Origin of the sequence: Amycolatopsis roodepoortensis (genome assembly GCF_014873915.1) — a bacterium.
GTDB classification, from domain to species: Bacteria; Actinomycetota; Actinomycetes; order Mycobacteriales; family Pseudonocardiaceae; genus Amycolatopsis; species Amycolatopsis roodepoortensis.
In genome coordinates this window covers 1,151,191-1,175,096 of sequence record NZ_JADBEJ010000004.1, presented here as the reverse complement: position 1 = coordinate 1,175,096, position 23,906 = coordinate 1,151,191, and the positions used below count along the sequence as shown (strand labels likewise).

Here is a 23,906-nt window from a genome sequence, read left to right as displayed (position 1 = left end):
GAGTTGCCGCTCGGCGGCCCAGGGTCTTTCACCGGCCGGTCAGTCGACCTCCTTGAGGATCCGCTCGACCGTGCTCACGCTCTTCCGCAGTTCCGCGAGGCGTCCGTCGAGTTCGGTGAGTTTGCGTTCGGTCTCTTCCTGCGCCTGGACGGCCTTCTCGGCGAGCCTGCGGTATTCCTGCTCGCGCGCGAGCGCGCCCCTGGCCCGGATGGTCGCGCCGAACTGCCACACGACCACCGTGATGACCACGGTGAGGAACACGAAGATGCCGATCAGCCCGGCGACCTCCTGCCATTGATGCCACTTCACGCTCGTTCCCCCTCGTCGTCCGGTGCCGGTGTGCTCAGCGTCGGCGCCGCGGCGGCGATGGTGTCCGGGCTCAGCTCGACCAGGAACGGTTCCACCTCGTAGAACTTCATCGCCTTCCCGTCCTCCGACAGCTCCAAGGTGGCCGAAACGAGCCCGGCCGCCTCCAGTTTGCGCAGGTGGAGCTGCAACAGTGCCCGGCTGATGCCGAGCTCTCGCGCCAGCTGGCTGACATACACGCGTTCCGCGCGCAGCGCCGCGACGATCCGCAGCCGGTGCGGATTCGCCAGCGCCCCCAGCAGCCGCAGCAGCTCGTCGCCGGACGGTCCGGTGGCGGTCATACCGAGCTCCTGCACATGCCAAAGAAAGCTAGCAGGTGCTGGCTCCGGATACCAGGTGCTCGAGCCAGACGTTCGGTTCGGTGTAGACGCCGACGTCCAGCGCCGAGGAGGCGAGCACCGGCGCGATCCCGCCCGGCACGGCCGTGAGGCCGTCCCGGAGTTCGACGCCGGCCCACGCCTGCCACTGGGCGAAGGTGCCGGTGACCGTCATCGCGAACGGCGCCACCTTCACGAACCGTGCGCCGAGCCGTTCATGCGTGCGCAGCCACGGGTCCTCCGGCAGCCCGTCCGCGCGACGGCGGGCGATGTAGTCCTCAAAGGACAGTCGAGGTTCGTTCTCCTTCCCGGCCGGGCGGACCGGCACGACGAGCTTGCGCATCCCCGTATCCGAGGCGCGCTTCTTCAACGCTTCCAATGCTTTTGTGGCCAGGCCACCGCCACGGCGGCCTGGCGCGACCATCACTTCGAGTGCGATCAGGGTGTTCGTCTCACGGGCGCTCATCAGGTCTTCCGCGGCCCAGATCAGGGCGGCGTCCCAGCCGTGGTCCGGCAGCTCCGGGCGTTCGGCCGTCGGGAAGCCGACCGGGACGGCGGCGGTCCTCGCCACGGGCGCGCCGTCTTCCAGCAGCACGAGGAAGTATTCCGGCCAGCGGGCAGCCAGGTGGGACGATTTCGCCAGCAGGCCCGCCAGGCCGTGCTGGAGGAATTCGCCGCCGACACCGCCGAGGGCGAGCGCGGGTTCGCGCAAATCGGGCCGGGTGGCCAGGTCTTCGATCACGATCATGTCCTCAGTAGACCCGAGGACACGCGATTCTCACGAGGTGGTTTTTCGCCGCACGGTCCGTGCGAGGTGGTGCGACCGGGCTAGCGCACGGGCAGCGCGCGGCGTCGCCCGGTGATGCCGGTGGTGTTGAGGTTGGCGCGCTCGCCGGCGGAATGCCCGTCGAGGTAGCCGCTGCCGGACAGCCGCCTCGGCGGTGCCGAGCGCAGATCTCCGTATTGCTCATCGTACGCCTGCTTGACCATCGCCGTCCGGTCCTGGATCACGAGCTCGGCCGAGCGGTGACCGGCCGCGGTCGTATGGGTCCGGGCGGCGGTGTCCTCACTGTTGCGGAGCCGTTCGTAGACCGCGCCGGAGAACCCGTGCAGCCAGGTTCGCCGGTAGGCCGCCAGCGACTCGCCCGCGAACACCCGGTTCTCCGGGCGGACCCGGGTCAGCTGGGTGGTCGCCTGCAGCAGCAGGCTCGTGTACAGCAGCTCCGTGCGCTCCAGATCGGAGCGGAATCCGAACACCGTCACCGCGGTGACCGACTGGCCGAGCCGGTGCAGCAGGGCCCGGCAGCGCAGCGGATGCGCGATGTTGGTGAGCAGCCCCGCCTTGTCCCGGCTGTACGGGTTGTCGAGCGGGATCATGATCTGGGTGATCTCGTCCGCGGTCGCCCCGGAGGCGGCCAGCAGCGCCTGATCGATGCCGTACCGGGCGATCAGTTCGGCGGCCTTGGTGTTGTACGACTCGGCTTCGGCCTCGGTGACCGCCGGGTCCTCCGCCTTCGCGAGGAGTTTCCGGACGCGCGCGAGCAGCGTGTCATGGTCGGGCATGGCCCTCCTTCCTGATTGGGTTGGAGCGGATCAATCTAGGAGAGAGGTCCGACAATATTCGGGTGAGCTGTCGCCGATCCCGGCAAGGGGGCACTATGGCGGTCGACGTGTCGGTGGTCGGTTCCGGCCCGAACGGGCTCGCGGCGGCGGTCCTGCTGGTCAGAGCGGGGCGGACGGTCGAAGTGCACGAGGCGGCGGACGAGATCGGCGGCGGGACGCGCACGGCTTCGCTGTTCGACGACGAGGTCCGGCACGATATCTGCGCCACCGGGCATCCGCTGGCTGCGGCGTCCCCGTTCTTCCGCTGGTTCGATCTCGCCGCGCACGGCGTCGATCTCCTGCGGCCGGAGATCGCGTACGCCCATCCTCTGGACGGTGGCCGGGCCGGTCTCGCCTACGAAGAGCTCGACCGGACCTGTGACGCCCTCGGCACGGACGGCCCCCGGTGGCGCCGTCTGCTGGGCCCGTTGGCGGAAAACAGTCGCGAATTGGCCGGACTGCTGCTCGGGGATCTTCGGCATCCTCCCCGTGATCCCCGCGCCGCCGCCCTCCTCCCGGCCAGGATCGCGATGCTCGCCGCCGGTCTGGAACGCCGCCTGTTCACCGGTCCGGAGGCGCCCGCCCTGCTCGCCGGAGTGTCCGCGCACGTGATGGGCCGCCAGCCTTCGCTCGCCGCGGCGGGCGCGACACTCCTGCTCGCTCACCTGGCTCACTCGACCGGCTGGCCGATCGCGCGTGGCGGCAGCCAGACCATCACCGAGGCGCTCGCCGCCGACGTCCGGGCGCATGGCGGGCGGATCCACACCGGCAGCAGGATCACCGATCTGCGGCAACTCGCGAAGTCGCGCACGGTGATCCTCGACGTCGCCCCGCGCGGTTTCCTCGAAATCGCCGGTGATCTGCTGCCGCCGCGATACCGGAGGGCGCTGGAGTCCTATCGCTACGGACCAGGCGTGGCGAAGGTCGATTTCCTGGTTTCCGAACCGGTTCCGTGGGCGGTGCCCGAGGTCGGCAAGGCGGGCACGGTTCATCTCGGAGGCACGCGAGACGAGGTGTACGCCGCCGAAAACGCCGTCGCGCGCGGAGAGGATCCGGACGACCGGTTCGTGCTCGTGTCGGATCCGATGGCGCTCGACCCGTCCCGCGGGCTGCCGGGGAAACGACCGGTGTGGGCGTATTGCCATATGCCGCAAGGGGATCCGCGAGACGCCACGGAGCTGGTCCGGCGGCGGATCGAGCGGTTCGCGCCCGGATTCTCCGACACGGTCCTGGCGAGCCGCTGTCTCACCGCGCCGGAACTCGAGGCGTACAACGCGAACTATCCCGGCGGTGACGTCGCCGCCGGGGCGGTGGATCTGCGCCAGGTGCTCGGACGCCCGGTCGCCCGGTGGAACACGCACCGGACCCCGCTCGGTGGCGTCTTCCTGTGTTCGGCGTCGACCGCGCCGGGGCCGGGCGTCCACGGGATGGGCGGCTGGCACGCGGCGAAAGCCGTACTGGGCAAGGACTTCCCGGTTCAGCCGAGATAGGCGTCGAGGGTGACGGCCAACGCCCTTTCCGGTGACGGCGCGAAGCTCGCGCCGGCCAGCCCGCCCCAGAGCCACAGCTGGGCGAGGCCGTGCAGCGACGCCCACAGCGAGGACGCGAGCAGCCGCGGATCGGTCGCGGGATGCCAGCCGCCTTCCTGGAGTTCGGCGACCATCGCGGCGAAGAAGTCGAACACCGCGCTGCTCACCCGCGTGAGTTCGGCGTCGTTGGCGTCGATGAGGTCGCGGCGGAACATCAGCTCGAACATCGCCGGATTGGCCAGTGCGAAATCGAGGTAGCCGTGGCAGGCCGCGATGAGCCGTTCGCGCGGTGTCCCGTCCGGCAGGGCGGCGCCGCGATCCAGCAGTTCGGTGTAGCCGCGAGTGGCGACGGCCGACAGCAGCGCCGCGCGGCCGGGGAAATGCCGCAGCGGCGCACCGTGCGAAACACCGGCGGCCTTGGCGATCCCGCGCAGCGTCACGGCGCCGACGCCCTCTTCGGCCAGCAGCTGCGCCGCGGTGTCGATCAGGCGGGTTCGGGCGCCCACGACCGGGTCTCCTCGTGGACGGGAAGGAGTTCGGGACGCTTCGGCAGGAAACCGTCGCCCGGCTGGCGGCCGATGAGCCGGTTGCGGAAGCGGGTGCCCGCGACCGGGAGGACCTCCCGCGTCAGCCAGCGCAGATCCGCGCGCAGGCCGGGGCGTCCCGCCGAGCCGGGCAGCGGGGCGAGCCACGCCGGGTCGTGGGAGACGCCGAGCTTGCCGAGGACGTGCCCGGCCAGCCGCCGATGGCCCTGCTCGGACAGGTGCAGCCGATCCGGGCCGAAGTAGCGGGAATCGTGCGCGGCGTCGTCCGGCCAGAGGTCGACGAGGGTCGCGCCGTAGCTGACGGACGCCTCACGGACGGCGTCGTTCAGCGCGGTGAGACGCGGGCGCATGCGGCGGCCCATCGGCATACGGTGGGAGATGTCGCTGAGGGTGAAGGTGACGACCCGCGGTGCGATCTCGGTGCAGGCGCGGACGGCCGTGTCTACGCGGCGGGCGACCGTGCGCGCGTCCCAGCCGCGGCTCATCACGTCGTTGCCGCCGCCGAACAAGGCGATCAGGTCGGGCTGGAGCCTGCTCGCGGCCGGGGTCTGTTCGGCGTGGATCTGGTCGAGCCTGCGGCCGCGGACCGCGAGGTTGGCGTAACGGAAACCGGGCTCGTCCTCGGCGAGACGTGCCGCGACGAAGTCGGCCCAGCCCCGGTAGAAGCCGCCCGACGGATGCGGATCGGCCAGCCCTTCGGCGCAGCTGTCGCCGAGCGCGACGAAACGTTGGTAGCCCATCCAGATCTCCGTAACCACGAGTTCACCTTGTAGACACTGTCTATCAAACTGATGTAGACGCTGTCTACTCGGCCCGGGCTGGCAGGCTCGGGTCATGATCGATGACGTCGCGAAAGAGCATTTGCACGGCGATCTGCGAGAGATCCGCGAGGTGCTGCTCCAGAAGATCGAAGGACTGGGCGAATACGACATCCGCCGTCCCCTGACCCGGACCGGCACCAACTTGCTCGGTTTGGTCAAACACCTGGCGCTCTGGGAATCCCGGTATTTCGGCGAGGTCTTCGACCGGCCGTTCCCCGAACCCCTGCCCCGCTGGGACGACCTCGGGCAGCGCGGCGCCGACCTGTGGGTCGCCGAGCACGAGACCCGCGACGAGGTCGTCGGCCGCTACCGTCGCGCGTGGGCGCACTCCGACGCGACGATCGCGGCTCTGACCCTCGATTCACCCGGTCACGTGCCGTGGTGGCCCCGACCGCGGGTGAACCTGTTCGCCGTCCTGGTCCACATGCTCACCGAGACCGGCCGCCACGCCGGGCACGCCGACATCCTGCGCGAGCAACTGGACGGCTCGACCGAGGCGGCCAGCGAAGAGCGCGACGAGGCCTTCTGGGCAGCGAGGCGCGACCAGATCGAGCGAGCCGCCGTCAAGGCCGCCCGGACAGAACGCGGGCCCGGTGTGTGAAGGCGACGGCGCGTCGCGGATCGCCGTCCGGGAGGACCCGGCACAGCGCGTCGACGATCTCCAGGTCGTCGGCCCCGGTCGGGGTCTCCCAGTATGACCACAGCGCCGCGGCGTCCCCGCTGCCGAGGACGACCCGCCGGACCGACGCGGTGACCGATTCGCGCTCCTCGCGCACGGCGGGCGACTCCGATTCGGGCAGTAGCGGACCGCGGAAGGCGTTCGCGGCCCCGGCGACGTCGCCGCGTTTGAGCGCCGCGCGGACACGCAGGAAGTCGGCGTCGACCTCGGCGGAAAGCCGGTACGGCCGCGTCTGCACGATGTCGGACCCGAGCTGCGTCCGCAGCCGGTGGATCTCCGCACGGACGGTCACCGGATTGCCGCTCTCGCCGTAGAGCAGCAGGGCCAGCCGCTCCGCCGAGAGGCCGCCCGGATGCAGCGCGAGCAGCGTGAGGATCTCCGCGTGCCGCAAGGTGAACGGCACGTCGCGACCGTCCACTGTGGTCGTCGGCGGCCCGTCGGTGAGGAATTCCAGCGCGAGCCGCGGCCGCCTCGACGGGACCCGATTCCGCAGGCGCAGCAGGTAACCCTCGCTCAACGGCTCCACCGTTCCGAGCCGCCCGTCGGGCAGGGTGACCGCGCCGCCGCCCGGCCGGATGTCCACAGTGGAGGGAAGATCGCCGCAGGCTTCGGCCGCCAGCACGCGTCCCTTCGCGGAAAGCAGGGCGCCCGGCGCGCCGCGCAACGCTTCCAGGTGAGTCATGTTCGCGGCCCGCAGCCGCTCGTCGCGCATCGCGAGCCGGGCCCGCAACTGGCCTTCGGCGAGCTGCGCGGCCGCCGTGACCAGCGCGAGCATCGCGGGATGGACCGTCCGCAACGGGCCGCTCACGTCGATCGACCCGAGCAGCGCGCCGGTCTCGGGGTCGCGCACGGGCGCGGCCGCGCAGGTCCAGCCGTGATAGGTGCGCACCAGGTGTTCGGCCGAGTAGATCTGCACCGGTTCCCCGGTGGCCAGCGTGGTGCCCATCGCGTTGGTCCCGATGACGTCTTCACTCCACCGGGTACCTTCGGCGAGCATCACGCCGTCCGCGCGCCGAAGCACGCCGGCCGCGCCCTCGCGCCACAGGATGTGCCCGGCCGCGTCGGTCACGATCATCATGTGCTCGGCATCGTCGGCGATGCTCACCAGCGTCTGCCGCAGGATCGGCAGCACCGGCGCAAGCGGATGCTCCTCCCTGAGGCCGCTCACCTCACCGGAGTCGTAGACCAGCGGCGCGACGCCCTTGTCCGGGTCGACGCGCGCGGCGAGCGAGCGGTTCCACGAAGCCGACACGATCGACCTGGGGGAACGCGGCGCGGGAACACCGGAGAGGACGGCGTCGTGGACGTCCTTCAGCAGCCGCGCGTACGCCTGAGGGTCACGCGGCGACGCCTCACCTCCGGGCAGCTCCGCCACGTTTCCGAGGATAGGTGACCGCGCTCACTTCGTTGCAACGTGCGTGCAACCCCGCCCGCCCTAGCTTCGCCGTCATCCGTCACCCCTAGCGATGAGGCAGGAAAGATGGCCAAGTACGCGGCACCGAACACCGAAGGCAGCGTCGTCAGCTACGAATCGCGCTACGACCACTACATCGGAGGCGAGTACGTACCGCCCGCGAGCGGTCAGTACTTCGAGAACCCCACCCCGGTGACCGGACAGGTGTTCACCGAGGTCGCCCGCGGCACCGCCGCCGACATCGACCGCGCGCTCGACGCGGCCGAAGGCGCGGCCGCGGCCTGGGGCCGGACGTCGGTGGACGAGCGGGCGAACGTGCTGCTCCGGATCGCCGACCGGATGGAGCAGAACCTCGAGGCGATCGCCGTCGCCGAATCGTGGGAGAACGGCAAACCGGTCCGCGAGACCCTCGCCGCCGACATCCCCCTCGCGATCGACCATTTCCGCTACTTCGCGGGCGCTCTGCGCGCCCAAGAGGGCGGCATCTCGCAGATCGACGACAACACCGTCGCCTACCACTTCCACGAGCCGCTCGGCGTCGTCGGCCAGATCATCCCGTGGAACTTCCCGCTGCTGATGGCGGTCTGGAAGCTCGCGCCCGCGCTCGCGGCGGGCAACGCGATCGTGCTCAAACCCGCCGAGCAGACCCCGGCGTCGATCCACCTGCTCATGTCGCTCATCGGCGATCTGATCCCGCCGGGCGTGCTGAACATCGTCAACGGTTTCGGCGTCGAGGCCGGCAAGCCGCTCGCGTCGAGCAATCGAGTACGGAAGGTCGCCTTCACCGGCGAGACCACCACCGGACGGCTGATCCTGCAGTACGCCAGCGAGAACATCATCCCGGTCACCGTCGAACTCGGCGGCAAGAGCCCGAACATCTTCTTCGACGACGTCGCCGCGGCCAACGACGCGTTCTACGACAAGGCCCAGGAAGGGTTCGCGCTCTTCGCGCTGAACCAGGGCGAGGTCTGCACCTGCCCGTCGCGGGCGTTGATCCAGTCCGGTATCTACGACCGGTTCCTCGGCGATGCCGTCGAGCGCGTCAAGAAGATCAAGCAGGGGCACCCGCTCGACACCGAGACGCAGATCGGCGCGCAGGCCTCCAACGACCAGCTGGAGAAGATCCTTTCCTACATCGACATCGGCCAGAAGGAAGGCGCGAAGATCCTCACCGGTGGTGAGCGCAGTGACCTCGGTGGCGAGTTGTCCGGCGGCTACTACGTGCAGCCGACGGTCTTCGAGGGCGACAACAAGATGCGGATCTTCCAGGAGGAGATCTTCGGCCCGGTGGTCTCGGTGGCGAGGTTCGACGACTACGCCGACGCGCTGAAAATCGCCAACGACACGCTATACGGCCTCGGCGCCGGTGTCTGGTCGCGCGACGGCAACACCGCCTATCGCGCCGGCCGCGACATCCAGGCGGGCCGGGTGTGGGTCAACAACTACCACGCGTACCCGGCGCACGCGGCCTTCGGCGGCTACAAGGCGTCCGGGATCGGGCGCGAGAACCACAAGATGATGCTGGACCACTACCAGCAGACCAAGAACATGCTCGTGTCCTATTCGGACAGTGCGCTCGGGTTCTTCTGATGGCCGAGCGGGTCGGCTTGACACCGGCCGCCGCGGAGCTGCTGCGGCGACTGGTGTCACTCCACGGGCCGGTGATGTTCCACCAGTCCGGCGGATGCTGCGACGGGAGCGCCCCGATGTGCTACCCGGCGGGCGAATTCCGCACCGGGGCGTCCGACGTCCACCTTGGTGACCTGAGCGTCGAGGGAATCGACGACGTTCCGGTGTGGATGTCGGGCCCCCAGTTCGAGTACTGGAAGCACACGCATCTGACCATCGACGTCGTTCCCGGCAGGGGGAGCGGATTCTCCTTGGAGGCGCCCGAAGGGGTCCGCTTCCTGGTCCGTTCCCGGCTGTTCAGCGATGCGGAGTCGGCTGAGCTGAACGGCCAAGCAACGCGATGAGCCGTGCGCCCGGCCCGGCGTCCGGCGGTGCCTCGACAGCGTGGTCGAAGGCGCCGCCGGGCCCGCGCACCGGCATCACGTCGGGATAGCGGCTCGCCACTTTCAACGCGGCCTCGGCGAGCTCGTCGTCCCAGTGGTGCTCGCGGCCCAGGGCGGTGTCGAGGTCCCAGTGGTGGGTGAGCGTGTCGACGAACAGCACGGCCAGCGCGTTCTTCCCGGGGAGCTTGCCGAAGCTCCCGAAGTCGAAGGTCTTCTCCGGCGCTTCGCCGTCGAAGGCCGCGAGGAACTCGGCGGAACTCTCTTCGTAGGACCTGGCCAGGTCGCCGTCGGCCGACGGCCGGGTCTTCATCGGGTGGGCGGTCGCCTCCGCGGTGCGCGAATCGTGCCCCTCGATCAGGTGTTTCACGATGTCGCGGACGGTCCACTCGGCGCAGGGGGTCGAGCGGTCCCAGTCGTCCGCGCCGATTTCGGCGATCGTGGCCCCGGTAGCGCGATGGGCTCTTGTCGTGAGTGAGATGAGATCCATGGCGGCAATGTATACGAACGATCGTGCTATATTCTAGAGGTGAGCACTCTCGAAGTGAACGAGGTCTTCGTCGGGCGGCCGTCGCTGTTGGGCACGAAGCGCGACGTCCCGGTGTATAGCGCCATCGCGAAGTCACGGGTGGAAGCGCCGTCCCTGAAACTGGACGAGATCAATCTGGCCGGCGACGACCAGGCGGACCGGAGTGTCCACGGCGGTGTCGACAAAGCGGTTTACGTCTACCCGGCGACGCACTACGCGGCCTGGGCCGAGCAGGGTTTTCCGGTGGTCGCGGGCGACTTCGGGGAGAACGCGTCGGTGACGGGCGCCGACGAGTACGACGTGCGCGTCGGCGACGTCTGGGCCTGGGGAGACGCCCTGGTCCAGGTCTCGCAGCCGCGCACGCCGTGCTTCAAGCTCGCGATGAAGACCGGGCGCAAGGACGTCATCCCGGCCATGATCGATTCCGGACGCAGCGGCTGGTACCTGCGGGTGCTCCGGACGGGCGAGGTCCCCACGTCGGGACGCATGACACTCGAAGAACGCGATCCGGTGAGCCCGACGATCGCCGAGATCTACGTCGCGTCGTTCACCAACGTCGCCCAGCTGGATGACGCCCGCCGCGACGCGTACTGGGCGCTGGTGGACCGGGTGCTCGCGGCGCCGGCGCTTTCCCGGCAGTACCGTGACGGCCTGGCATCGGCGAAGAGGCGGCGAGAGGAACGGAATGCCGGTTGACGGCCGGGTGGCCCGCGGTGACGCGACGAGGCGGATCGTGCTTCGGCGCGCCGTCGACATCGCGTCGGTCGAAGGGCTCGACGGGTTGTCCCTCGGCAGGCTCGCCACCGAATTGGAACTGAGCAAATCCGGGGTGTTCGCGTTGTTCGGTTCCAAGGAGGAATTGCAGCTCGCGGCGGTCGAGACGGCGAGCGCGATCTTCGCGGAGAACGTCGTCGAGCCGACTTTGCGGGTCGAGCAGGGGATCGAGCGGTTGCGCGCGCTCTGCGCGAACTGGCTCGACTACTCGGAACGCCGGGTGTTCCCGGGCGGCTGTTTCTTCTTCAACACCGGTGCTGAATTCGACGCACGGACCGGTCGTGTGCACGACGCGGTCGCCAACGCGAGCCGTGCTTTCTCCCAGTTCATCCGGTCCACCGCGGTCGAAGCGCGGAAAGCCGGGCATCTGCGTGAGTCGGTCGACGTGAACCAGCTGGCGTTCGAACTGAACGCCCTCGGACGAGCCGCGAACGCCGATTCGGTGATGTTCGGCGGGACCGAGCCCTACGCGCTGGCGCGGGCCGCCATCACCGCCCGCCTCGACGACGCCGCCGTGCGATGAAAGGTCCCTTCCTGGCGAAATTCGCCAGGAAGGGACCTTTCATCGCGCGCTACTTCCAGTCGACCTGCGTGGACCGGTAGAAGTCGATGCCCTGCTGAACCCACCGCGGGCTCTGCTTCGCCAGCCGGAGCCGGTAGGCGTCCCAGGTCCGGGAGTCCTTCGGCGACCAGCCGATCTCGGCGTACCCCGGAAGCCTCGGGAACGCCATGAATTCGATGTGGTCACTGGTGATCAGCGTTTCCGACCACAGCGGAGCCTCCACGCCGATGACGTTCTTCTCCGACACACCCTGCAGATACGTCGCCGGATCCCAGTCGTAACCGGTCTTGACCTCGATCAGCCCGGCCCAGCTCAGCCCGAGCGGCGTCTGCGGGTGGTACTTCATGTCCAGGTACGCCTTGTTCGCGGGCGACATCAGGATCTTGTTGCCGCGCGCCGCCGCCTCGGCCACGTGGGCGTCCGTCCCGGTCGTGCCCCAGAACTGCGGGACGGCCGAAACCGGCGGTTTCGTCTTGGCGATGTCGTGCCAGCCGGTGATCGTCTTGCCGTACTTCGCGACGATCGGGTGCACCTTCGTGGCGAAGGTCTGGTAGTCCTCCGGCGTGGTCGAGTGGGCCTCGTCGCCGCCGATGTTGATGTACTTCCCGGGGGTGATCGCCGACAGTTCGCGGATGACGTCGTCGACGAACTTGTAGGTGATGTCCTTGCCGATGCACAGCGAGCTGTAACCGACCTCGATATCCGTGCGCGGCGGTATCGGCTTGCCGTCGCAGTTCAGTTCGGCGTAGGAGTACTGGGCGGCGTTGGTGTGCCCCGGCATGTCGATCTCGGGAACGATCGTGATGTGCCGCGAAGCCGCGTAGCGCACCAGATCCTTGTACTGCTCCTGCGTGTAGTAGCCGCCGGGAGCGCCGCCGACGGCCGTCTGGCCGCCCACGGTCGCGAGTTTCGGCCAGCTCTTGATCTCGATCCGCCAGCCCTGGTCGTCGCTCAGGTGCAGGTGGAGGTTGTTGATCTTGTACTGCGCGATCTGGTCGATGTAGAGCTTGACCTGGTCCGGCGTGAAGAAGTGCCGGGCGACGTCGAGCATCGCGCTGCGGTACCCGAAGCGCGGGTAGTCGAGCATCGTGCCACCCGAAACCACCCACGCGCGCTTCTGGACGGTCTTCGCCTCGATCGCCGACGGGAGCAGCTGGCGCAGTGTCTGCACGCCGAGGAACAGGCCGTCGTCGGTGTTCGCCTTCAAGGACACGCCGGACCGCGACACCTTGAGCTGGTAGCCCTCGGCGCCGACACGGCCGCTCGCGTGGCCGGTCTCGAGCGAGATGGCGGGGCCGCCGCCGCGGTGACCGCTGACGACGGGCAGCCGGTAGCCGGTGGCGGGCCGGAGCAGGCCTGCCAGGTACTCGGCGACCTGCCTGCCTTCGCGGTCGGTGCGGATGACGGTCGCGGGACCGAGCCGGAAGTCGGAGCGGGGATCGGGTTTCGCGTCCACCGGCGCCGGGACGACGTCGGCGACGGTCCGTTCGGCCTTGACGTGCTGCCCCGCGCTCGCCGTCGCGGGCAGGCCGAGCGTCACGAGGCTCAGGACCGCCACGCCGAGCACGGTTCTGGACAGGCGTTTACTCATGGAGCACCTCCGGTCGGATACCTGGAGACTCTCTTCCCTGAGAAGGTATAGACCAATAGGGCAAACGCGACAACACCCGATCGGACCAGTACGCCGTACCGATCACCGGTCACTCGCCGCGCAGAACCGCTTTCAGGGCATCGAGAACGCTCGCGTCCTCGATCGTCGAAGGCACCTGTTCGTCGCGGCCGTCGGCGATCCCGCGCATGGTCTTGCGCAGGATCTTCCCGGACCGCGTCTTCGGCAGCGCGTCCACAATGGACACGTCGCGGAACGCGGCGACCGGGCCGATGTCTCGCCGCACCAGCGCGACCAGCTCGGCCTTGAGCGTTTCCGCGTCGACGTCGGTGCCCGATTTCAGCACCACGAAACCGCGCGGAAGCTGCCCCTTCAACTGGTCACGGACGCCGATCACCGCGCATTCGGCGACGGCGGGGTGCGAGGCCAGCACGGCTTCCATCGAACCGGTCGAAAGCCGGTGGCCCGCGACGTTGATGACGTCGTCGGTGCGGCCCATGACGAACAGGTAGCCGTCTTCGTCGACGTATCCGGAGTCACCCGTCAGGTAGTGGCCTTCGTACCGCGAAAGGTACGCCTCGCGATACCGCTCGTCGTCCTGCCACAACGTCGGCAGCGAACCCGGCGGGAGCGGCAGCTTGATGGCGATGGCGCCCTCCCGGCCGGCGGGGAGCGGGTCGCCCGTCTGGTCCAGGATCCGCACGTCCCAGCCCGGCACCGGTTTCGTCGCGGAACCGGGTTTGACCGGCATCGGTTCCAGCCCGCGCGGATTCGCCGCGATCGGCCAGCCGGTCTCGGTCTGCCACCAGTGGTCGATCACCGGCACCCCGAGCTTCCCGTGCGCCCAGTGGTAGGTCTCCGGGTCGAGCCGTTCACCGGCCATGAACAACGTCTTGAATCCGCTGAGCTGGTATTTTTCGATTTCGGCCGCGTCCGGATCGACCTTCTTGATCGCCCGCAACGCCGTCGGCGCGGTGAACAACGCCTTCACGCCGTGATCGGAGATGACGCGCCAGAACGCGCCCGCGTCGGGGGTTCCGACCGGTTTGCCTTCGTACATGACCGTGGTCGCCCCGATCAGGAGCGGCGCGTACACGATGTAGGAATGGCCGACGACCCAGCCGACGTCGGACGCCGTCCACCAGACGTCGCCGGGCTGGATGTCGTAGATCGCGCCCATCGACCAGGCCAGCGCGACCGCGTGCCCGCCGGTGTCGCGCACGACGCCCTTCGGCTTTCCCGTGGTGCCGGAGGTGTACAGGATGTACAGCGGGTCGGTGGCCGCGACCGGCACCGGATCGGCGGGGGAGGCCTTCGCGACGAGTTCGGTCCAATCGACGTCGCGTTCGCCCAGTTCGGCGCGGGCACGCTCCCGCTGCAGCACCACGACCTTGTCCGGTTGATGGACGGTGCCCGCGAGCGCCTCGTCGATGATCGGTTTGTACTCGACGACCCGCGTCGGCTCGATTCCGCACGAGGCGGCCACGATGACCTTGGGTTTCGCGTCTTCGATCCGGGCCGCGAGCTCCTTGGGCGCGAAGCCTCCGAAAACGACCGAATGCACCGCGCCGAGCCGAGCACAAGCGAGCATCGCGATCGCGGCCTCGGGGACCATCGGCATGTACACGATGACGCGGTCGCCCTTCCCGACGCCGAGCGAGGCGAGCGCGCCGGCGAAGCGTGCGACGTCGTCCAGGAGTTCCGCGTAGGTGAACCGGCGAACCGAATCGGTGACGGGGGAATCCCAGATCAGCGCGGTCTGGTCGCCGCGGCCGTCCCGCACGTGCCGGTCGAGCGCGTTGAACGCGGTGTTCAGCTCCCCGTCCGGGAACCAGCGGTAGAAAGGCGCCTTCGACGCGTCGAGCGCCCGCGTCGGCGGACGGGTCCAGTCGATCGCCTGCGCGGCTTCGAGCCAGAAACCCTCCGGGTCTTCGAGGCTCCGCTGGTACGACTCGGCGTGCATCGAATGCTCCTTCGCGTTCGGGTACCGGACCCCATCATGGACTTCCGGCCGGGCCGATGCCCGGTGGTAACGGCGGAGAGACGGCCGCGACAACCCGGCAACCCTGTGCGGGCATGGAGCGTCCTAAGCTGGACTAGGGGAAAAACCGCCGGAAACGGCCTAACCGAGCGAGGGGAGCAGGGTCCATGGGACTAGCGAGCGCGCTGCTTTCGTTCGCGCACAGCCTGTTCGGACCAGGGATCTGGCCTGGGGACTGGGTGTGGGCGACGAGCACCGCGGGAGCGCTGGTCGCGCTGCTGCCCGCACTGGGAGCGATGGTCGTCGCGATCATCCGCAAAGGCACCGGCAACCGCTACGACGTGGTGACCCTGTCCATCTTCGGCGGGATCGGCGTCGTCGCCGTCTTCCTGCTGCCGTGGCTGCTGGCCACCGGGGTGTCGCAGACGTACCAGGAGGCCGCGTCCAAATCGGGCGGTAAGTCCGGCTTCTCCAGCAGCGACCTGGCGACCTTCAACGCCGACTACAGCCCGCTGATCGGGAAGCAGAGCGAGTACCTCGGCCGCGGCCAGAACGTGTACGAGGTGCTGTTCTACCCGAACGGGATGCAGCTCAGTTACATCTTCTACCTGATCCTGCTGGTCGGGCTGCCGGCGCTGTCGCTGCTGTTCGTAATGCTGCAGGCGCGCACCGCGTTCCGTCGCGGCCCGAAGTGGCCTTCGCGGTTCTTCTGGATCCCGTTCGTGCTGATGGTGCTGGCGAGCGTCGGCATGGGCGCGAACACGGCCGTGCACTTCTGGCTCGGTTTCCTGCCGTTCAGCGTGCTGGGCCTGATCCCGGTCGCGCTCGTCGGCCCGCCGCCGTGGTCGGTGATCAACCGGCCCGACCCGCAGCCCCGGCAGAAGGTCGAGCCGTACCGCCCGGAGCCGCCCGCCCCGAAGCCGCAGCCGCAGCTGCCGCCCCCTCCCGCCAAGCAGTATCCGGCGACCGCGCTGGCGCAGGCGCCCGAACCTCCCGCGCTGGCCGCCGTTCCGGGTCCGGTCCCGGCGCCGCCGGGTTCCCGCAACTCCGGCGGCAGTCGCTACAAGCGGGTCCGCCGGCTCGGCCATGGTGGCTTCGGCACCGTGTGGGAAGCGGTCGACACCCAGCTCAACCGCACGGTCGCGCTGAAGATCGCGCACGCGCCGGACCGGGACACCGAAGAGCGCATGCAGCGCGAGGCCAGGGCGCTGGCCGTGGTGAACCACCCCAACTGCGTGAAGGTGTACGACCTCGTCGAGGAGCCCGACGGGCTCGCGCTGGTCATGGAGTACCTCGAAGGGCGCTCGCTGGCCGAGATCGTCGACTCGCAGGGCCCGCTCGACGACATCGCCGCCGGACGGCTCTGGTCGACCATGGCCGGCGCGCTCGCCGCGGCGCACGAGAAGGGCGTGCTGCACCGGGACCTCAAGCCGTCGAACATCATCCTCGACCGCAACGGGCTCGCCCACCTCATCGACTTCGGCATCGCCCGCAGCCAGGGCGACTCGAAGATGACCGCGACCGGGATGATGATCGGCACGCCGGACTTCGTCGCTCCCGAGCAGGCGATGGGCTCACCGGCCAGCCCGGCGTCGGACGCCTGGCAGCTCGCCGCGACGGTCAGCTACGCGCTCTCGGGCCAGCCTCCGCGCGGCACCCGGGAGACCCCGATGGCCGCGCTGATGGCCGCCGCCCGCGCCGAACCGGTGTCGAAGCTGCCGAACCGCAGCGCGCACGCCCGGATCCTCATCGCTTCGCTCGACCAGGAGCCCCGCCGTCGTCCGACGCTCACCGCCGTACGGCGCGACGTCGAAGGCTGGCTCGCTCGCGCGGGCAAGTCGCCGGACGGCCCGGTGACGCAGATCGTGCCGCGCCGCCCTCCGCAGCAGAAGCCGCAGCCCCACCAGCAGCCCCAGCCTCAGCGTCACCCCCGCTGACCTGCGAAAAGAGAGCAAGGGACCTTTGCTACCGTTAGTTAGCGCGCTAACGAACGCTAGCAAAGGTCCCTTGCTCTCCCTCAGTCGATGACCACCCAGGTCCCGCCGCGCCAGGCCATGGTGAACGTCTTGGGCTGCGCGGCCATCATCGCGATCTGCGGGCTGATCGCGCCCGGCGGCACGAGGACCTTGTCCGGCCCCTTGCTCTGCAGTTTCGACCGGTCGACGCGGGTGGACTTCAGCTTCTTGACGTCGTCGGCCGAGAGCATCCCGAACTGCACGGGGGTGAGGCTCCGGCATTCCTTCATCCCGCCGTCGAATGCCGGCGCGGTGATCCGGCAAACGGTGTCGAGGTCCTTCTCGCCCAGAGCGTGGTGATACTCCTCCATCACGCTCGCGGCCCCGTCCGGGGTCTGCGCCACCGCGCCGCCGGTGGCGGGTTTGGTCACGTCGGACGCGACCGCCGAAGGCTGCGAAGTGCTGGGCGGTGCGCTGCTGCCGGCCGGCGCCTCCGAGGTGCTCGGAACGGCCGAAGTCTGCGGCGACGCGGCACCCGGCGTCTGCTCCTCACACCCCGCGATCAAGAACAACGCCGCGGCCGCACAGGCCGCTCCGAGCGGTCGGATCGTCATGATGCCCCCTGTCGAGCTGCTGTTGACCAGCGAAGAGTAACAACTCGAAGGCAAGTGTCACACTTGAATCGGAGAAATCAGGAGTCGCCCGTGATCAGGGCCAGCATCGACACCGACAAGATGAGCTGAGCGGAGACGCAGGTCCGCGGCATCGCTTCCTTCTTCTTGCCGATGAAGTCGACCTGCACGACCTGTCCGTTGCTCAGCTGGACGCTCAAGGCGCAGGACTCCGCGGTCTGCTCGAACCTGGCCTTCAAGGTGCCGAACTGTCCGTTCCGGACTTCCGCGCCCGCTTTCGGCGGCACGGCTTCCAGGCCGCCCGTGCCGTTCGTGTACATCCCGACGGCCTTCGCGTAGGCGACTTCGTGGGTGCAGGTCGGTCCAAGCGGCCCTTCGCCCTTCTGCGCGCCTTCGCGGCCCGCGTTGACTCCGGCGTAATTCGCATGAGTGAACTTGACGACTTCGCAGATGTCGGCGTTCTTCAGCGCTTCGGCGGGAGGCTCCTGAACGGTGCTCGGCGCCGGTTTGCCACCGGCGAGCGGGACGAACTTCTTCAGCACCACCTCGGCGACCTTCTTCGCCAGCTCGCAGTGCTCCGCGCGAGTGCCCCCTTCGTCGCTGTCGACGTCATAGGCATCGACGGCGATCGAGGCGTAGGCGCGGACGTCCATGTTGACCGAACAGAACGTCGCCGGTTCCGGGTCGAAGGCGTAGGTCCGGCCTTTGATCCCGGCGATCTCCACCGGCTCCATCACCGGGGAGTCCTGCGTGATCCAGCTGTACGGGCTGTAGGCGTGCACCTGCGCGCCCTTGTTGTTCGGGAACACGAACTGGCAACCGCTGAGCACGCCCTTCGTGCTCACGAGACCGAGCGGCTGGAGATCCGGTTTGATCGACTCCAGCCAGTCACAGCCTTCCTCGCCCTGTTTCACCGGCAGGGCCAGCGGCTGGTCGAGCACCTGATCGCTGAACCCCGACCCGTCGGCGGGCGGTGTGTAGCGCGGAAACTTCGTATCGCTCGCGCCCGGTGCCGAGCCTTCGCGGAAAGCTTTACCGTCGATGGCGCTGGAACACCCGGTGAGCAGCAGGGCAACGGCCACGAGAACCGGCCAACGAGACATGACGACCCCCAGAAATCCTCAATTCGGACGGGAGTCTAAGTCGCTTTCAGGCGTCTCGCTGGGCCTTCGCTCAATCGGTCGTGGTCACCGCCAGGACGGCAGCCACAATTCGGCGTTCCAGTGGTCGTTGGTGATCGCGTTGCCGTTGAGGATCGGCCACAACCAGGCGAAGTTGGCCACGACGAGACCCACGTAGAGTGCGACGACGAGCATGCCGGTGCCCCGGCGTTCGAAACCGCGTTTCGCGCTGCCGAGGATCTGCCCGAGGACCAGCGTCAACCCCAGTACCAGGAACGGCGCCAGCGGCGTCGCGTAGAAGTAGTACATCTGGCGGTCGAGGTTGGTGAACCACGGCAGGAACCCGGCCAGGTAACCGACGAGCACGGCGGCGTACCGCCAGTCCGCGCGGAAGACCGACCGCCACACGCTCCAGCCGAGCATCGGCAGGGCCAGCCACCACATGGCGGGCGTGCCGATCAGCATCGTCGCCCGCACACAGGTCGACTCGCCGCAGCCGGTCGCGTCGGTGCCGCCCGCGTACGCGTAGAGCATCGGCCGCAGGCCCATCGGCCAGGTCCACGGCTTCGACTCCCAGGGATGCGGTTTGTCCTTGGGCGTCACCAGGTTCGCGTGGAAGTCGAGGACATTCATCGTGTAGTCGCCGAGCGACCGCAACGCGGGCGGCATCCAGGCCCAGAAACCGGGATCGATGTCCTTGATCGCCACGTAGTTGCGGTCGGTCGCGGTCTCGCTCGCGAACCAGGCCCAGTAGCAGGCGAGGTACACCAGGACCGGGATGACGACGATCGCCCAGAGCGCGGGCAGCACGTCGCGGCGCAGCGTGCCGACCCACGGCCGCTGCACCCCGGCCGCCCGGCGCGCGGCGACGTCGAAGAAAACGGTGAGCAGGCCGAACGCGGCGATGTAGTACAGCGCCGACCACTTGACGCCGAAGGTCAGCCCGATCATCAGGCCGCCAGCGAACCGCCACCACCGGAAACCCAGCTTCGGGCCGAAGCGGGACTCGTCGATCCAGCCTTCACGGACGGCCACGGCGAGCCGCTGCCGCACCTGGTCGCGGTCGCACAGCACGCAGGCGAACGCGGCGAGGACGAACAACGCGATGAAGATGTCGAGCATCCCCATGCGGGACTGCAGGTGCAGGACGCCGTCGCTGATCACCAGGATTCCCGCGACCGCGCCGAGCAGGGTCGAACGGGTGAGACGCCGGGCGATCCGGATGATGAGGAAGACGATCAGCGTGCCCGCCAGCGCGGGCATGATCCGCCAGCCCCAGGCGTTGTAACCGAACAGCCATTCGCCGATCGCGATGAGATGCTTCGCCAGCGGCGGGTGGACGATCAGTTCGTAGCCGTAGTTGTCCTCGTAACCGCCGTTGCGCAGCATCTGCCACGCCTGGGGGACGTAGTGCTTCTCGTCGAAGACGGGCGTGCCCTTGTCCGTGGGCGTTCCCAGGTTCTGGATCCGGACGATGCCGCCGATGAGCGTCAGCACCAGCGTGACGATCCAGCCGCGCAGGCGATCGGTCGGCATGCCGCGGCCGAGGAGGGTGGCCTCCCGGTCACTCGGTGGCCTGAGCGCGTCGACCGGATCCGGCCGCACGCTCTCGTTGTCCCGGGTCAGCAGTGCGGTCACGGGGCATGATCCTACGGGCGGAAGAGTGAACTCGGTGTCCGGATCTGCGAACCGGTTAACCTTCGGGAATGACCGAAGGACGCCTCGTGCTGGCAGCCACCCCGCTCGGAGACGTCCGTGACGCTTCGCCGCGTCTGTCCGAAGCCCTCGCGACGGCCGACGTGATCGCCGCCGAAGACACCCGTCGCCTGCGTTCCCTCACCGCGGCTCTCGACGTCTCTCCGGTCGGGCGCGTCGTCAGCTTCTACGAGGACGTCGAGACGGCTCGCCTGCCAAAACTGCTCGAATCGCTCCAATCGGGCGAAACGGTGGTCTTGGTGACCGACGCCGGCATGCCGAGTGTTTCGGATCCCGGGTTCCGCCTGGTGGCGGCCTGTGTCGAGGCGGACGTACCGGTGACCTGCCTGCCCGGCCCGTCGGCGGTGACCACGGCACTGGCGCTCTCCGGCCTGCCTTGTGACCGGTTCTGTTTCGAAGGTTTCGCCCCGCGCAAGCCCGGCGAACGTGCGAAATGGCTCGGTTCGCTCAAGGACGAGCCCCGCACGGCCGTGTTCTTCGAATCTCCGCACCGTCTCGCCAGCACGCTCGCCGACGCCGCCGAGGTTCTCGGGCCCGACCGGCGCGCCGCCGTCTGCCGCGAACTGACCAAAACCTACGAAGAGGTCAAGCGCGGCAATCTGCCGGAGCTGGCGGCCTGGGCCGCAGACGGGGTCAAAGGCGAGATCACTGTCGTCCTCGCGGGCGCGCCGCCGCGTTCGGTGAGTGTCGGAGACCTGGTCTCGGAGGTCGCGTCGCGGGTCTCGGCGGGTGAACGCCTGAAGTCCGCCGCCGCCGAGGTCGCCGAAGCCGCGGGAGTGTCGAAAAAGGAGCTTTACGACGCTGTACTCGCGTCCCGGAAGAGCTAGGACAGCAGGGCCGTCACGGCCGCGTGCGCCTTCGCGGCATCGGGCTCGGCGCCCGTGATGACGTCCGTGTAGATGAAGGATTCGCCGATCCGCACCAGCAGGTAGGCAAGGTCCTCGACCGGCAGGGGTGGCGTGAGCCGCCCGGCCGTGACCTCCTCGTCGAGGAATTCGCGCATCTTGGCGATCGCGCGGCTCTGCACCACGCTGGCCTTCGTCGTCAGGATCCGCAGCGCCCGCTCGGGCTCGTTGCGCAGGAACTCCCGGAACGGTTTCGAGCCGTTCACGGTCCGGACGAAGGTGCCGACGAGTTCCGCGATCCCTTCCGCGCCGCGGCCGAGCTTGCCGGAAGCGCGCGCTTCGAAGACCTCGACGGTCATCGACCACAGGATCTCGCCGAGCAGCTGGTCCCGGCCGCCGACCCACCGGTGCAGGGTGGCCCGGCTGATCCCCAGCTCACCGGCGAGTTCGCCCATGTCCACCCGGCGCCCGTCCAGGAACCAGGCGCGCGCGATCGTGAACGCGCGCAGGGCGTCCGGGCGCGGTGAGGTCAGCTGGCGTTCGAGTGCGGTTTCGATGAGTGAAACATATCACGGCATGTCTCACCCATGAGACATATGCAAGAATGTCTCATCTCGACGAGGAGGATGCGGATGCGCGCAGTACAGGTGACCGAGTTCGGCGGACCCGAGGTGCTCAACCTCGTCGACCTCCCCGATCCCGTCCCGGGCCCAGGTCAGCAGCTGGTCGAGGTCGATCGGATCGGTGTCAACTACGCCGACACCCACCAGGCCGAGAACTCGTATCTCGCCCCGAGCAAGCTGCCGCTCGTCCCCGGCGGCGAGATCGTCGGCCGCACCGCGGACGGCAAGCGAGTCGTCGCGCTGCTCAACGGTGGCGGCGGTTACGCCGAGCGAGCGGTCGCCGACGAGGTCACCAGCTTCGGCGTGCCGGACGGCGTCGACGACCTGACCGCGCTCTCCTTCATCATCCAGGGCACCACCGCGTCGCTCCTGCTGCGCAAGAGCGCCCACCTCGAACCCGGCGAATCCGTCGTCGTGCACGCGGCCGCGGGCGGGGTCGGCTCCATCGCCGTGCAGCTGGCGAAGGCTTGGGGAGCGGGCCGGGTCATCGCGACCGCCAGCAGCGACGAGAAGCGCGCGCTCGCCCTCGAACTCGGCGCCGATGTCGCCATCGATTCGCGCGCCGAGAACATGACGGACGCGCTTCGTGAGGCGAACGGCGGCAAACGCGTCGACATCGTGCTCGACATGACCGGCGGCGCGGTCACGGACCAGAGCATCGCAGCCCTCGCACCGTTCGGCCGCCTCGCGTTCTACGGCATGGCCAGCCGCGAGAACCCGAAACCGATCGAAGCCCGCAACCTTCTCGGGCACAGCACCACCGTTGCCGGGATGTGGCTGCCGCACGCCTTCAAGCTCCCCGGGAACGTCTTCGGGCGCACGCTCGACGAGCTTTTCGAGCTGGCGCTCGCTGGCCGGGTCCGCGCCATCGCCGGCGGTGAGTACGCGCTGTCCGACGCGCGCGCCGCCCATGAGGCCCTGCGCTCGCGCGGCACGATGGGCAAGCTGCTGCTGGACCCCACCAAGTAGTTTCAGCCGAGCAGGCGCTCCAGCGGAGCGGACTTGTGCAGGCATTCCTGCCATTCCGCTTCGCTGTCGGAGTCGGCGGTGATCCCGCCGCCGACTCCCAGCGTGATCGTGCCTTCGTGGATTTCGAAGGTTCTGATCGCGACGTTGAGTTCCATTCCGGCGATCGGCGAAGCGAGCCCGATCGCGCCGGTGTAGACGCCACGCGCGGCCGGTTCCAGTTCGGCGATCAGATCCAGCGCGCGGATCTTCGGCGCACCCGTGACCGAGCCCGGCGGGAAGGTGGCCGCCAGCAGCGCCGCGTCGTCGACGCCGCCGGCGAGCGATCCCTCCACAGTGGACTCCAGATGCCAGACCCCCGGCGCTGGCCGGACCGCGAGCAATTCGGGAACCCGCACGGTGCCGGTGGCGCACACCCGCCCGAGATCGTTGCGGACGAGATCGGTGATCATCACGTTCTCGGCGACGTCCTTGGTGGATTCCCGCAGCCGCTGCGCGAGATGCGCGTCGGAGGCGTTCCGCCGCGGCAGGGTGCCCTTGATCGGTGTGGACCGGACGAGTCGCCCGTGCCTGGCAAGGAAAAGCTCAGGGGAGAACGACACGATCGAGCCCCAGCCGCCGCTGAGGAACGCGGCCCGGCGTGCTCCCAGGCGACGCGCGCCCTCGGCGAACAACGCGATCGGGTCGCCGGTGAACCGTCCGCTGAAACGAGCGCAGATGTTCGCCTGGAACAGTTCACCGGCTTCGATCGCGTGCACGCAGGCTTTGACCGCGTCGTAGTGCTCCGACGGGAGTGGGCGCGACAACGGGCCGGAACTCCAAGTCGTCGCTTCGGGAACCTCGGCGAGCGCGGATTCCACCGCGGCCACTTCCCCGATCGGATCCGGATCGCCGTCGTGAACCAGGGCTTCGAACCACCACGAGCCGTCCGCGTCCAGGCGGAGAACCCGATCGACCCAGCCCCAGGCGGCCGGAGGAAGCGCCCCGGACCGGCCGGAGGGATCGGTCAGGTCATAACCCAGGTAACCGAACCAGCCGCCGCCGACCGCGCCGGGTATCGCGTCCCGAACTTCGGGCAGCCGGGTCGGGATCGCGAATGCTTCCGCCACGTTCCGCACAGGAGCCAGGGAAGCGTTCAGCGCGATGACCGCGCGCGAGGAGAACCACTCTCCGCACAGTGCGGCGGGCGGTGCGAGCCCGAGCTTCTCGGCGCGTGCACCGAGGACCGCCAGTGCCCGTTCGGGCCCGACGTCCGTCCGCAGCCTCCGGCACATCAACCGCACGCGACATTGTCACCGTTCGGACCGCCGG

The 23,906-nt window shown here is 69.0% G+C and carries 25 protein-coding genes; 10 read left to right on the top strand and 15 right to left on the bottom strand.

The window, feature by feature from the left end; genetic code table 11:
* Positions 1-39: 39 nt before the first annotated feature.
* The 4 genes from H4W30_RS16260 to H4W30_RS16245 all read right to left on the bottom strand — a co-directional run bounded on the left by H4W30_RS16260 (position 40) and on the right by H4W30_RS16245 (position 2,246).
* The gene (locus tag H4W30_RS16260) at positions 40-309 is read right to left on the bottom strand and encodes a hypothetical protein (RefSeq protein WP_192743566.1); all 270 of its coding nucleotides are present in this window, start codon (positions 307-309) and stop codon (positions 40-42) included.
* On the bottom strand, positions 306-647 hold the full coding sequence (locus H4W30_RS16255) for an ArsR/SmtB family transcription factor (RefSeq protein ID WP_192743565.1): 342 nt from the start codon (positions 645-647) through the stop codon (positions 306-308). Before H4W30_RS16255 ends, H4W30_RS16260 begins: the two co-directional genes overlap by 4 nt.
* A 28-nt stretch (positions 648-675) precedes the next feature.
* Entirely contained in the window at positions 676-1,431 is a 756-nt protein-coding gene (locus tag H4W30_RS16250) for a GNAT family N-acetyltransferase (protein ID WP_192743564.1), read from the bottom strand.
* 80 nt (positions 1,432-1,511) lie between these two features.
* Positions 1,512-2,246 carry a DUF2786 domain-containing protein gene (locus H4W30_RS16245; RefSeq protein WP_125782440.1) on the bottom strand — a complete coding sequence of 245 codons (735 nt, stop codon included), beginning with the start codon at positions 2,244-2,246 and terminating at the stop codon, positions 1,512-1,514.
* A gap of 95 nt (positions 2,247-2,341) precedes the next feature.
* Between H4W30_RS16245 and H4W30_RS16240 the strand changes: the two genes are divergently transcribed.
* On the top strand, positions 2,342-3,775 hold the full coding sequence (locus tag H4W30_RS16240; protein WP_192743563.1) for a phytoene desaturase family protein: 1,434 nt from the start codon (positions 2,342-2,344) through the stop codon (positions 3,773-3,775).
* Here H4W30_RS16240 and H4W30_RS16235 read toward each other — a convergent pair.
* Together H4W30_RS16235 and H4W30_RS16230 are read right to left on the bottom strand one after the other, a co-directional pair.
* Positions 3,763-4,320, bottom strand: a complete 558-nt coding sequence (locus H4W30_RS16235; protein ID WP_192743562.1) for a TetR/AcrR family transcriptional regulator — start codon at positions 4,318-4,320, stop codon at positions 3,763-3,765. The genes H4W30_RS16240 and H4W30_RS16235 overlap by 13 nt on opposite strands.
* On the bottom strand, positions 4,299-5,099 hold the full coding sequence (locus tag H4W30_RS16230; protein WP_192744126.1) for an SGNH/GDSL hydrolase family protein: 801 nt from the start codon (positions 5,097-5,099) through the stop codon (positions 4,299-4,301). The genes H4W30_RS16235 and H4W30_RS16230 overlap by 22 nt, the downstream gene beginning before the upstream one ends.
* A gap of 94 nt (positions 5,100-5,193) precedes the next feature.
* Here H4W30_RS16230 and H4W30_RS16225 point away from each other — a divergent pair, with 94 nt between their 5' ends.
* A complete protein-coding gene (locus tag H4W30_RS16225) occupies positions 5,194-5,781 on the top strand; it encodes a DinB family protein (protein ID WP_192743561.1) in 588 nt (195 codons plus the stop codon).
* On the opposite strand, the gene H4W30_RS16220 is transcribed toward H4W30_RS16225, so the two are convergent.
* Complete coding sequence (locus H4W30_RS16220; RefSeq protein WP_192743560.1) at positions 5,744-7,234, bottom strand: GAF domain-containing protein; 1,491 nt, start codon at positions 7,232-7,234, stop codon at positions 5,744-5,746. The two genes, H4W30_RS16225 and H4W30_RS16220, sit on opposite strands and share 38 nt — an antisense overlap.
* 105 nt (positions 7,235-7,339) lie before the next feature.
* Here H4W30_RS16220 and exaC point away from each other — a divergent pair, with 105 nt between their 5' ends.
* Both exaC and H4W30_RS16210 read left to right on the top strand, forming a co-directional pair.
* Complete coding sequence (exaC, locus tag H4W30_RS16215; RefSeq protein ID WP_037340578.1) at positions 7,340-8,863, top strand: acetaldehyde dehydrogenase ExaC; 1,524 nt, start codon at positions 7,340-7,342, stop codon at positions 8,861-8,863.
* Positions 8,863-9,246: a DUF779 domain-containing protein gene (locus H4W30_RS16210; protein WP_192743559.1), complete on the top strand. Its 384-nt coding sequence runs from the start codon at positions 8,863-8,865 to the stop codon at positions 9,244-9,246. Before exaC ends, H4W30_RS16210 begins: the two co-directional genes overlap by 1 nt.
* Here the strand turns inward: H4W30_RS16210 and H4W30_RS16205 are convergent.
* Complete coding sequence (locus H4W30_RS16205) at positions 9,200-9,772, bottom strand: TIGR03086 family metal-binding protein (RefSeq protein ID WP_192743558.1); 573 nt, start codon at positions 9,770-9,772, stop codon at positions 9,200-9,202. The genes H4W30_RS16210 and H4W30_RS16205 overlap by 47 nt on opposite strands.
* Before the next feature lie 39 nt (positions 9,773-9,811).
* Between H4W30_RS16205 and H4W30_RS16200 the strand changes: the two genes are divergently transcribed.
* Both H4W30_RS16200 and H4W30_RS16195 read left to right on the top strand, forming a co-directional pair.
* Positions 9,812-10,507, top strand: a complete 696-nt coding sequence (locus H4W30_RS16200; RefSeq protein WP_192743557.1) for an MOSC domain-containing protein — start codon at positions 9,812-9,814, stop codon at positions 10,505-10,507.
* A complete protein-coding gene (locus H4W30_RS16195) occupies positions 10,497-11,108 on the top strand; it encodes a TetR/AcrR family transcriptional regulator (RefSeq protein ID WP_192743556.1) in 612 nt (203 codons plus the stop codon). Before H4W30_RS16200 ends, H4W30_RS16195 begins: the two co-directional genes overlap by 11 nt.
* Positions 11,109-11,157: 49 nt before the next feature.
* Here the strand turns inward: H4W30_RS16195 and H4W30_RS16190 are convergent, their stop codons facing one another.
* Together H4W30_RS16190 and H4W30_RS16185 are read right to left on the bottom strand one after the other, a co-directional pair.
* A complete protein-coding gene (locus tag H4W30_RS16190) occupies positions 11,158-12,738 on the bottom strand; it encodes a beta-N-acetylhexosaminidase (protein ID WP_192743555.1) in 1,581 nt (526 codons plus the stop codon).
* Positions 12,739-12,847: 109 nt separating this feature from the next.
* Positions 12,848-14,719, bottom strand: a complete 1,872-nt coding sequence (locus H4W30_RS16185; RefSeq protein WP_192743554.1) for a propionyl-CoA synthetase — start codon at positions 14,717-14,719, stop codon at positions 12,848-12,850.
* 185 nt (positions 14,720-14,904) lie between these two features.
* Between H4W30_RS16185 and H4W30_RS16180 the strand changes: the two genes are divergently transcribed.
* Positions 14,905-16,674, top strand: coding sequence for a serine/threonine-protein kinase (locus H4W30_RS16180; RefSeq protein ID WP_192743553.1), 1,770 nt, complete (start codon positions 14,905-14,907; stop codon positions 16,672-16,674).
* 80 nt (positions 16,675-16,754) lie between these two features.
* Here H4W30_RS16180 and H4W30_RS16175 read toward each other — a convergent pair whose 3' ends face one another.
* On the bottom strand, positions 16,755-17,123 hold the full coding sequence (locus H4W30_RS16175) for a hypothetical protein (RefSeq protein WP_318780607.1): 369 nt from the start codon (positions 17,121-17,123) through the stop codon (positions 16,755-16,757).
* On the opposite strand from H4W30_RS16175, the gene H4W30_RS16170 reads away from it, so the two are divergent.
* Complete coding sequence (locus H4W30_RS16170) at positions 17,107-17,346, top strand: hypothetical protein (protein WP_192743552.1); 240 nt, start codon at positions 17,107-17,109, stop codon at positions 17,344-17,346. The genes H4W30_RS16175 and H4W30_RS16170 overlap by 17 nt on opposite strands.
* Before the next feature lie 37 nt (positions 17,347-17,383).
* Here the strand turns inward: H4W30_RS16170 and H4W30_RS16165 are convergent, their stop codons facing one another.
* Together H4W30_RS16165 and H4W30_RS16160 are read right to left on the bottom strand one after the other, a co-directional pair.
* On the bottom strand, positions 17,384-18,427 hold the full coding sequence (locus tag H4W30_RS16165; protein ID WP_192743551.1) for a DUF3558 domain-containing protein: 1,044 nt from the start codon (positions 18,425-18,427) through the stop codon (positions 17,384-17,386).
* Between the two features lie 84 nt (positions 18,428-18,511).
* Positions 18,512-20,083, bottom strand: a complete 1,572-nt coding sequence (locus H4W30_RS16160; protein ID WP_126736490.1) for a dolichyl-phosphate-mannose--protein mannosyltransferase — start codon at positions 20,081-20,083, stop codon at positions 18,512-18,514.
* Positions 20,084-20,151: 68 nt separating this feature from the next.
* Here H4W30_RS16160 and rsmI point away from each other — a divergent pair, with 68 nt between their 5' ends.
* Positions 20,152-20,988 (top strand): 16S rRNA (cytidine(1402)-2'-O)-methyltransferase, encoded by an 837-nt coding sequence (rsmI, locus tag H4W30_RS16155; protein WP_192743550.1) that lies wholly within the window; start codon positions 20,152-20,154, stop codon positions 20,986-20,988.
* On the opposite strand, the gene H4W30_RS16150 is transcribed toward rsmI, so the two are convergent.
* Positions 20,985-21,461: a QsdR family transcriptional regulator gene (locus H4W30_RS16150; RefSeq protein ID WP_225949353.1), complete on the bottom strand. Its 477-nt coding sequence runs from the start codon at positions 21,459-21,461 to the stop codon at positions 20,985-20,987. The genes rsmI and H4W30_RS16150 overlap by 4 nt on opposite strands.
* A gap of 177 nt (positions 21,462-21,638) precedes the next feature.
* Here H4W30_RS16150 and H4W30_RS16145 point away from each other — a divergent pair, with 177 nt between their 5' ends.
* Positions 21,639-22,598: a quinone oxidoreductase family protein gene (locus H4W30_RS16145; protein ID WP_192743549.1), complete on the top strand. Its 960-nt coding sequence runs from the start codon at positions 21,639-21,641 to the stop codon at positions 22,596-22,598.
* Positions 22,599-22,600: 2 nt separating this feature from the next.
* Here H4W30_RS16145 and H4W30_RS16140 read toward each other — a convergent pair whose 3' ends face one another.
* On the bottom strand, positions 22,601-23,878 hold the full coding sequence (locus H4W30_RS16140; RefSeq protein WP_192743548.1) for an aminodeoxychorismate synthase component I: 1,278 nt from the start codon (positions 23,876-23,878) through the stop codon (positions 22,601-22,603).
* Positions 23,879-23,906 lie beyond the last annotated feature (28 nt).

Bases quoted from the DNA above. Each gene is read 5' to 3' on its own strand.
- H4W30_RS16225 (WP_192743561.1), top strand. From the start codon at position 5,194: ATGATCGATGACGTCGCGAAAGAGCATTTGCACGGCGATCTGCGAGAG.
- H4W30_RS16145 (WP_192743549.1), top strand. From the start codon at position 21,639: ATGCGCGCAGTACAGGTGACCGAGTTCGGCGGACCCGAGGTGCTCAAC.
- H4W30_RS16150 (WP_225949353.1), bottom strand. From the start codon at position 21,461: ATGGGCGAACTCGCCGGTGAGCTGGGGATCAGCCGGGCCACCCTGCAC.
- H4W30_RS16245 (WP_125782440.1), bottom strand. From the start codon at position 2,246: ATGCCCGACCATGACACGCTGCTCGCGCGCGTCCGGAAACTCCTCGCG.
- H4W30_RS16195 (WP_192743556.1), top strand. From the start codon at position 10,497: ATGCCGGTTGACGGCCGGGTGGCCCGCGGTGACGCGACGAGGCGGATC.
- H4W30_RS16240 (WP_192743563.1), top strand. From the start codon at position 2,342: ATGGCGGTCGACGTGTCGGTGGTCGGTTCCGGCCCGAACGGGCTCGCG.
- H4W30_RS16250 (WP_192743564.1), bottom strand. From the start codon at position 1,431: ATGATCGTGATCGAAGACCTGGCCACCCGGCCCGATTTGCGCGAACCC.
- H4W30_RS16230 (WP_192744126.1), bottom strand. From the start codon at position 5,099: ATGGGCTACCAACGTTTCGTCGCGCTCGGCGACAGCTGCGCCGAAGGG.
- rsmI (WP_192743550.1), top strand. From the start codon at position 20,152: ATGACCGAAGGACGCCTCGTGCTGGCAGCCACCCCGCTCGGAGACGTC.
- H4W30_RS16165 (WP_192743551.1), bottom strand. From the start codon at position 18,427: ATGTCTCGTTGGCCGGTTCTCGTGGCCGTTGCCCTGCTGCTCACCGGG.
- H4W30_RS16205 (WP_192743558.1), bottom strand. From the start codon at position 9,772: ATGGATCTCATCTCACTCACGACAAGAGCCCATCGCGCTACCGGGGCC.
- H4W30_RS16255 (WP_192743565.1), bottom strand. From the start codon at position 647: ATGACCGCCACCGGACCGTCCGGCGACGAGCTGCTGCGGCTGCTGGGG.
- H4W30_RS16185 (WP_192743554.1), bottom strand. From the start codon at position 14,719: ATGCACGCCGAGTCGTACCAGCGGAGCCTCGAAGACCCGGAGGGTTTC.
- exaC (WP_037340578.1), top strand. From the start codon at position 7,340: ATGGCCAAGTACGCGGCACCGAACACCGAAGGCAGCGTCGTCAGCTAC.
- H4W30_RS16210 (WP_192743559.1), top strand. From the start codon at position 8,863: ATGGCCGAGCGGGTCGGCTTGACACCGGCCGCCGCGGAGCTGCTGCGG.
- H4W30_RS16180 (WP_192743553.1), top strand. From the start codon at position 14,905: ATGGGACTAGCGAGCGCGCTGCTTTCGTTCGCGCACAGCCTGTTCGGA.
- H4W30_RS16190 (WP_192743555.1), bottom strand. From the start codon at position 12,738: ATGAGTAAACGCCTGTCCAGAACCGTGCTCGGCGTGGCGGTCCTGAGC.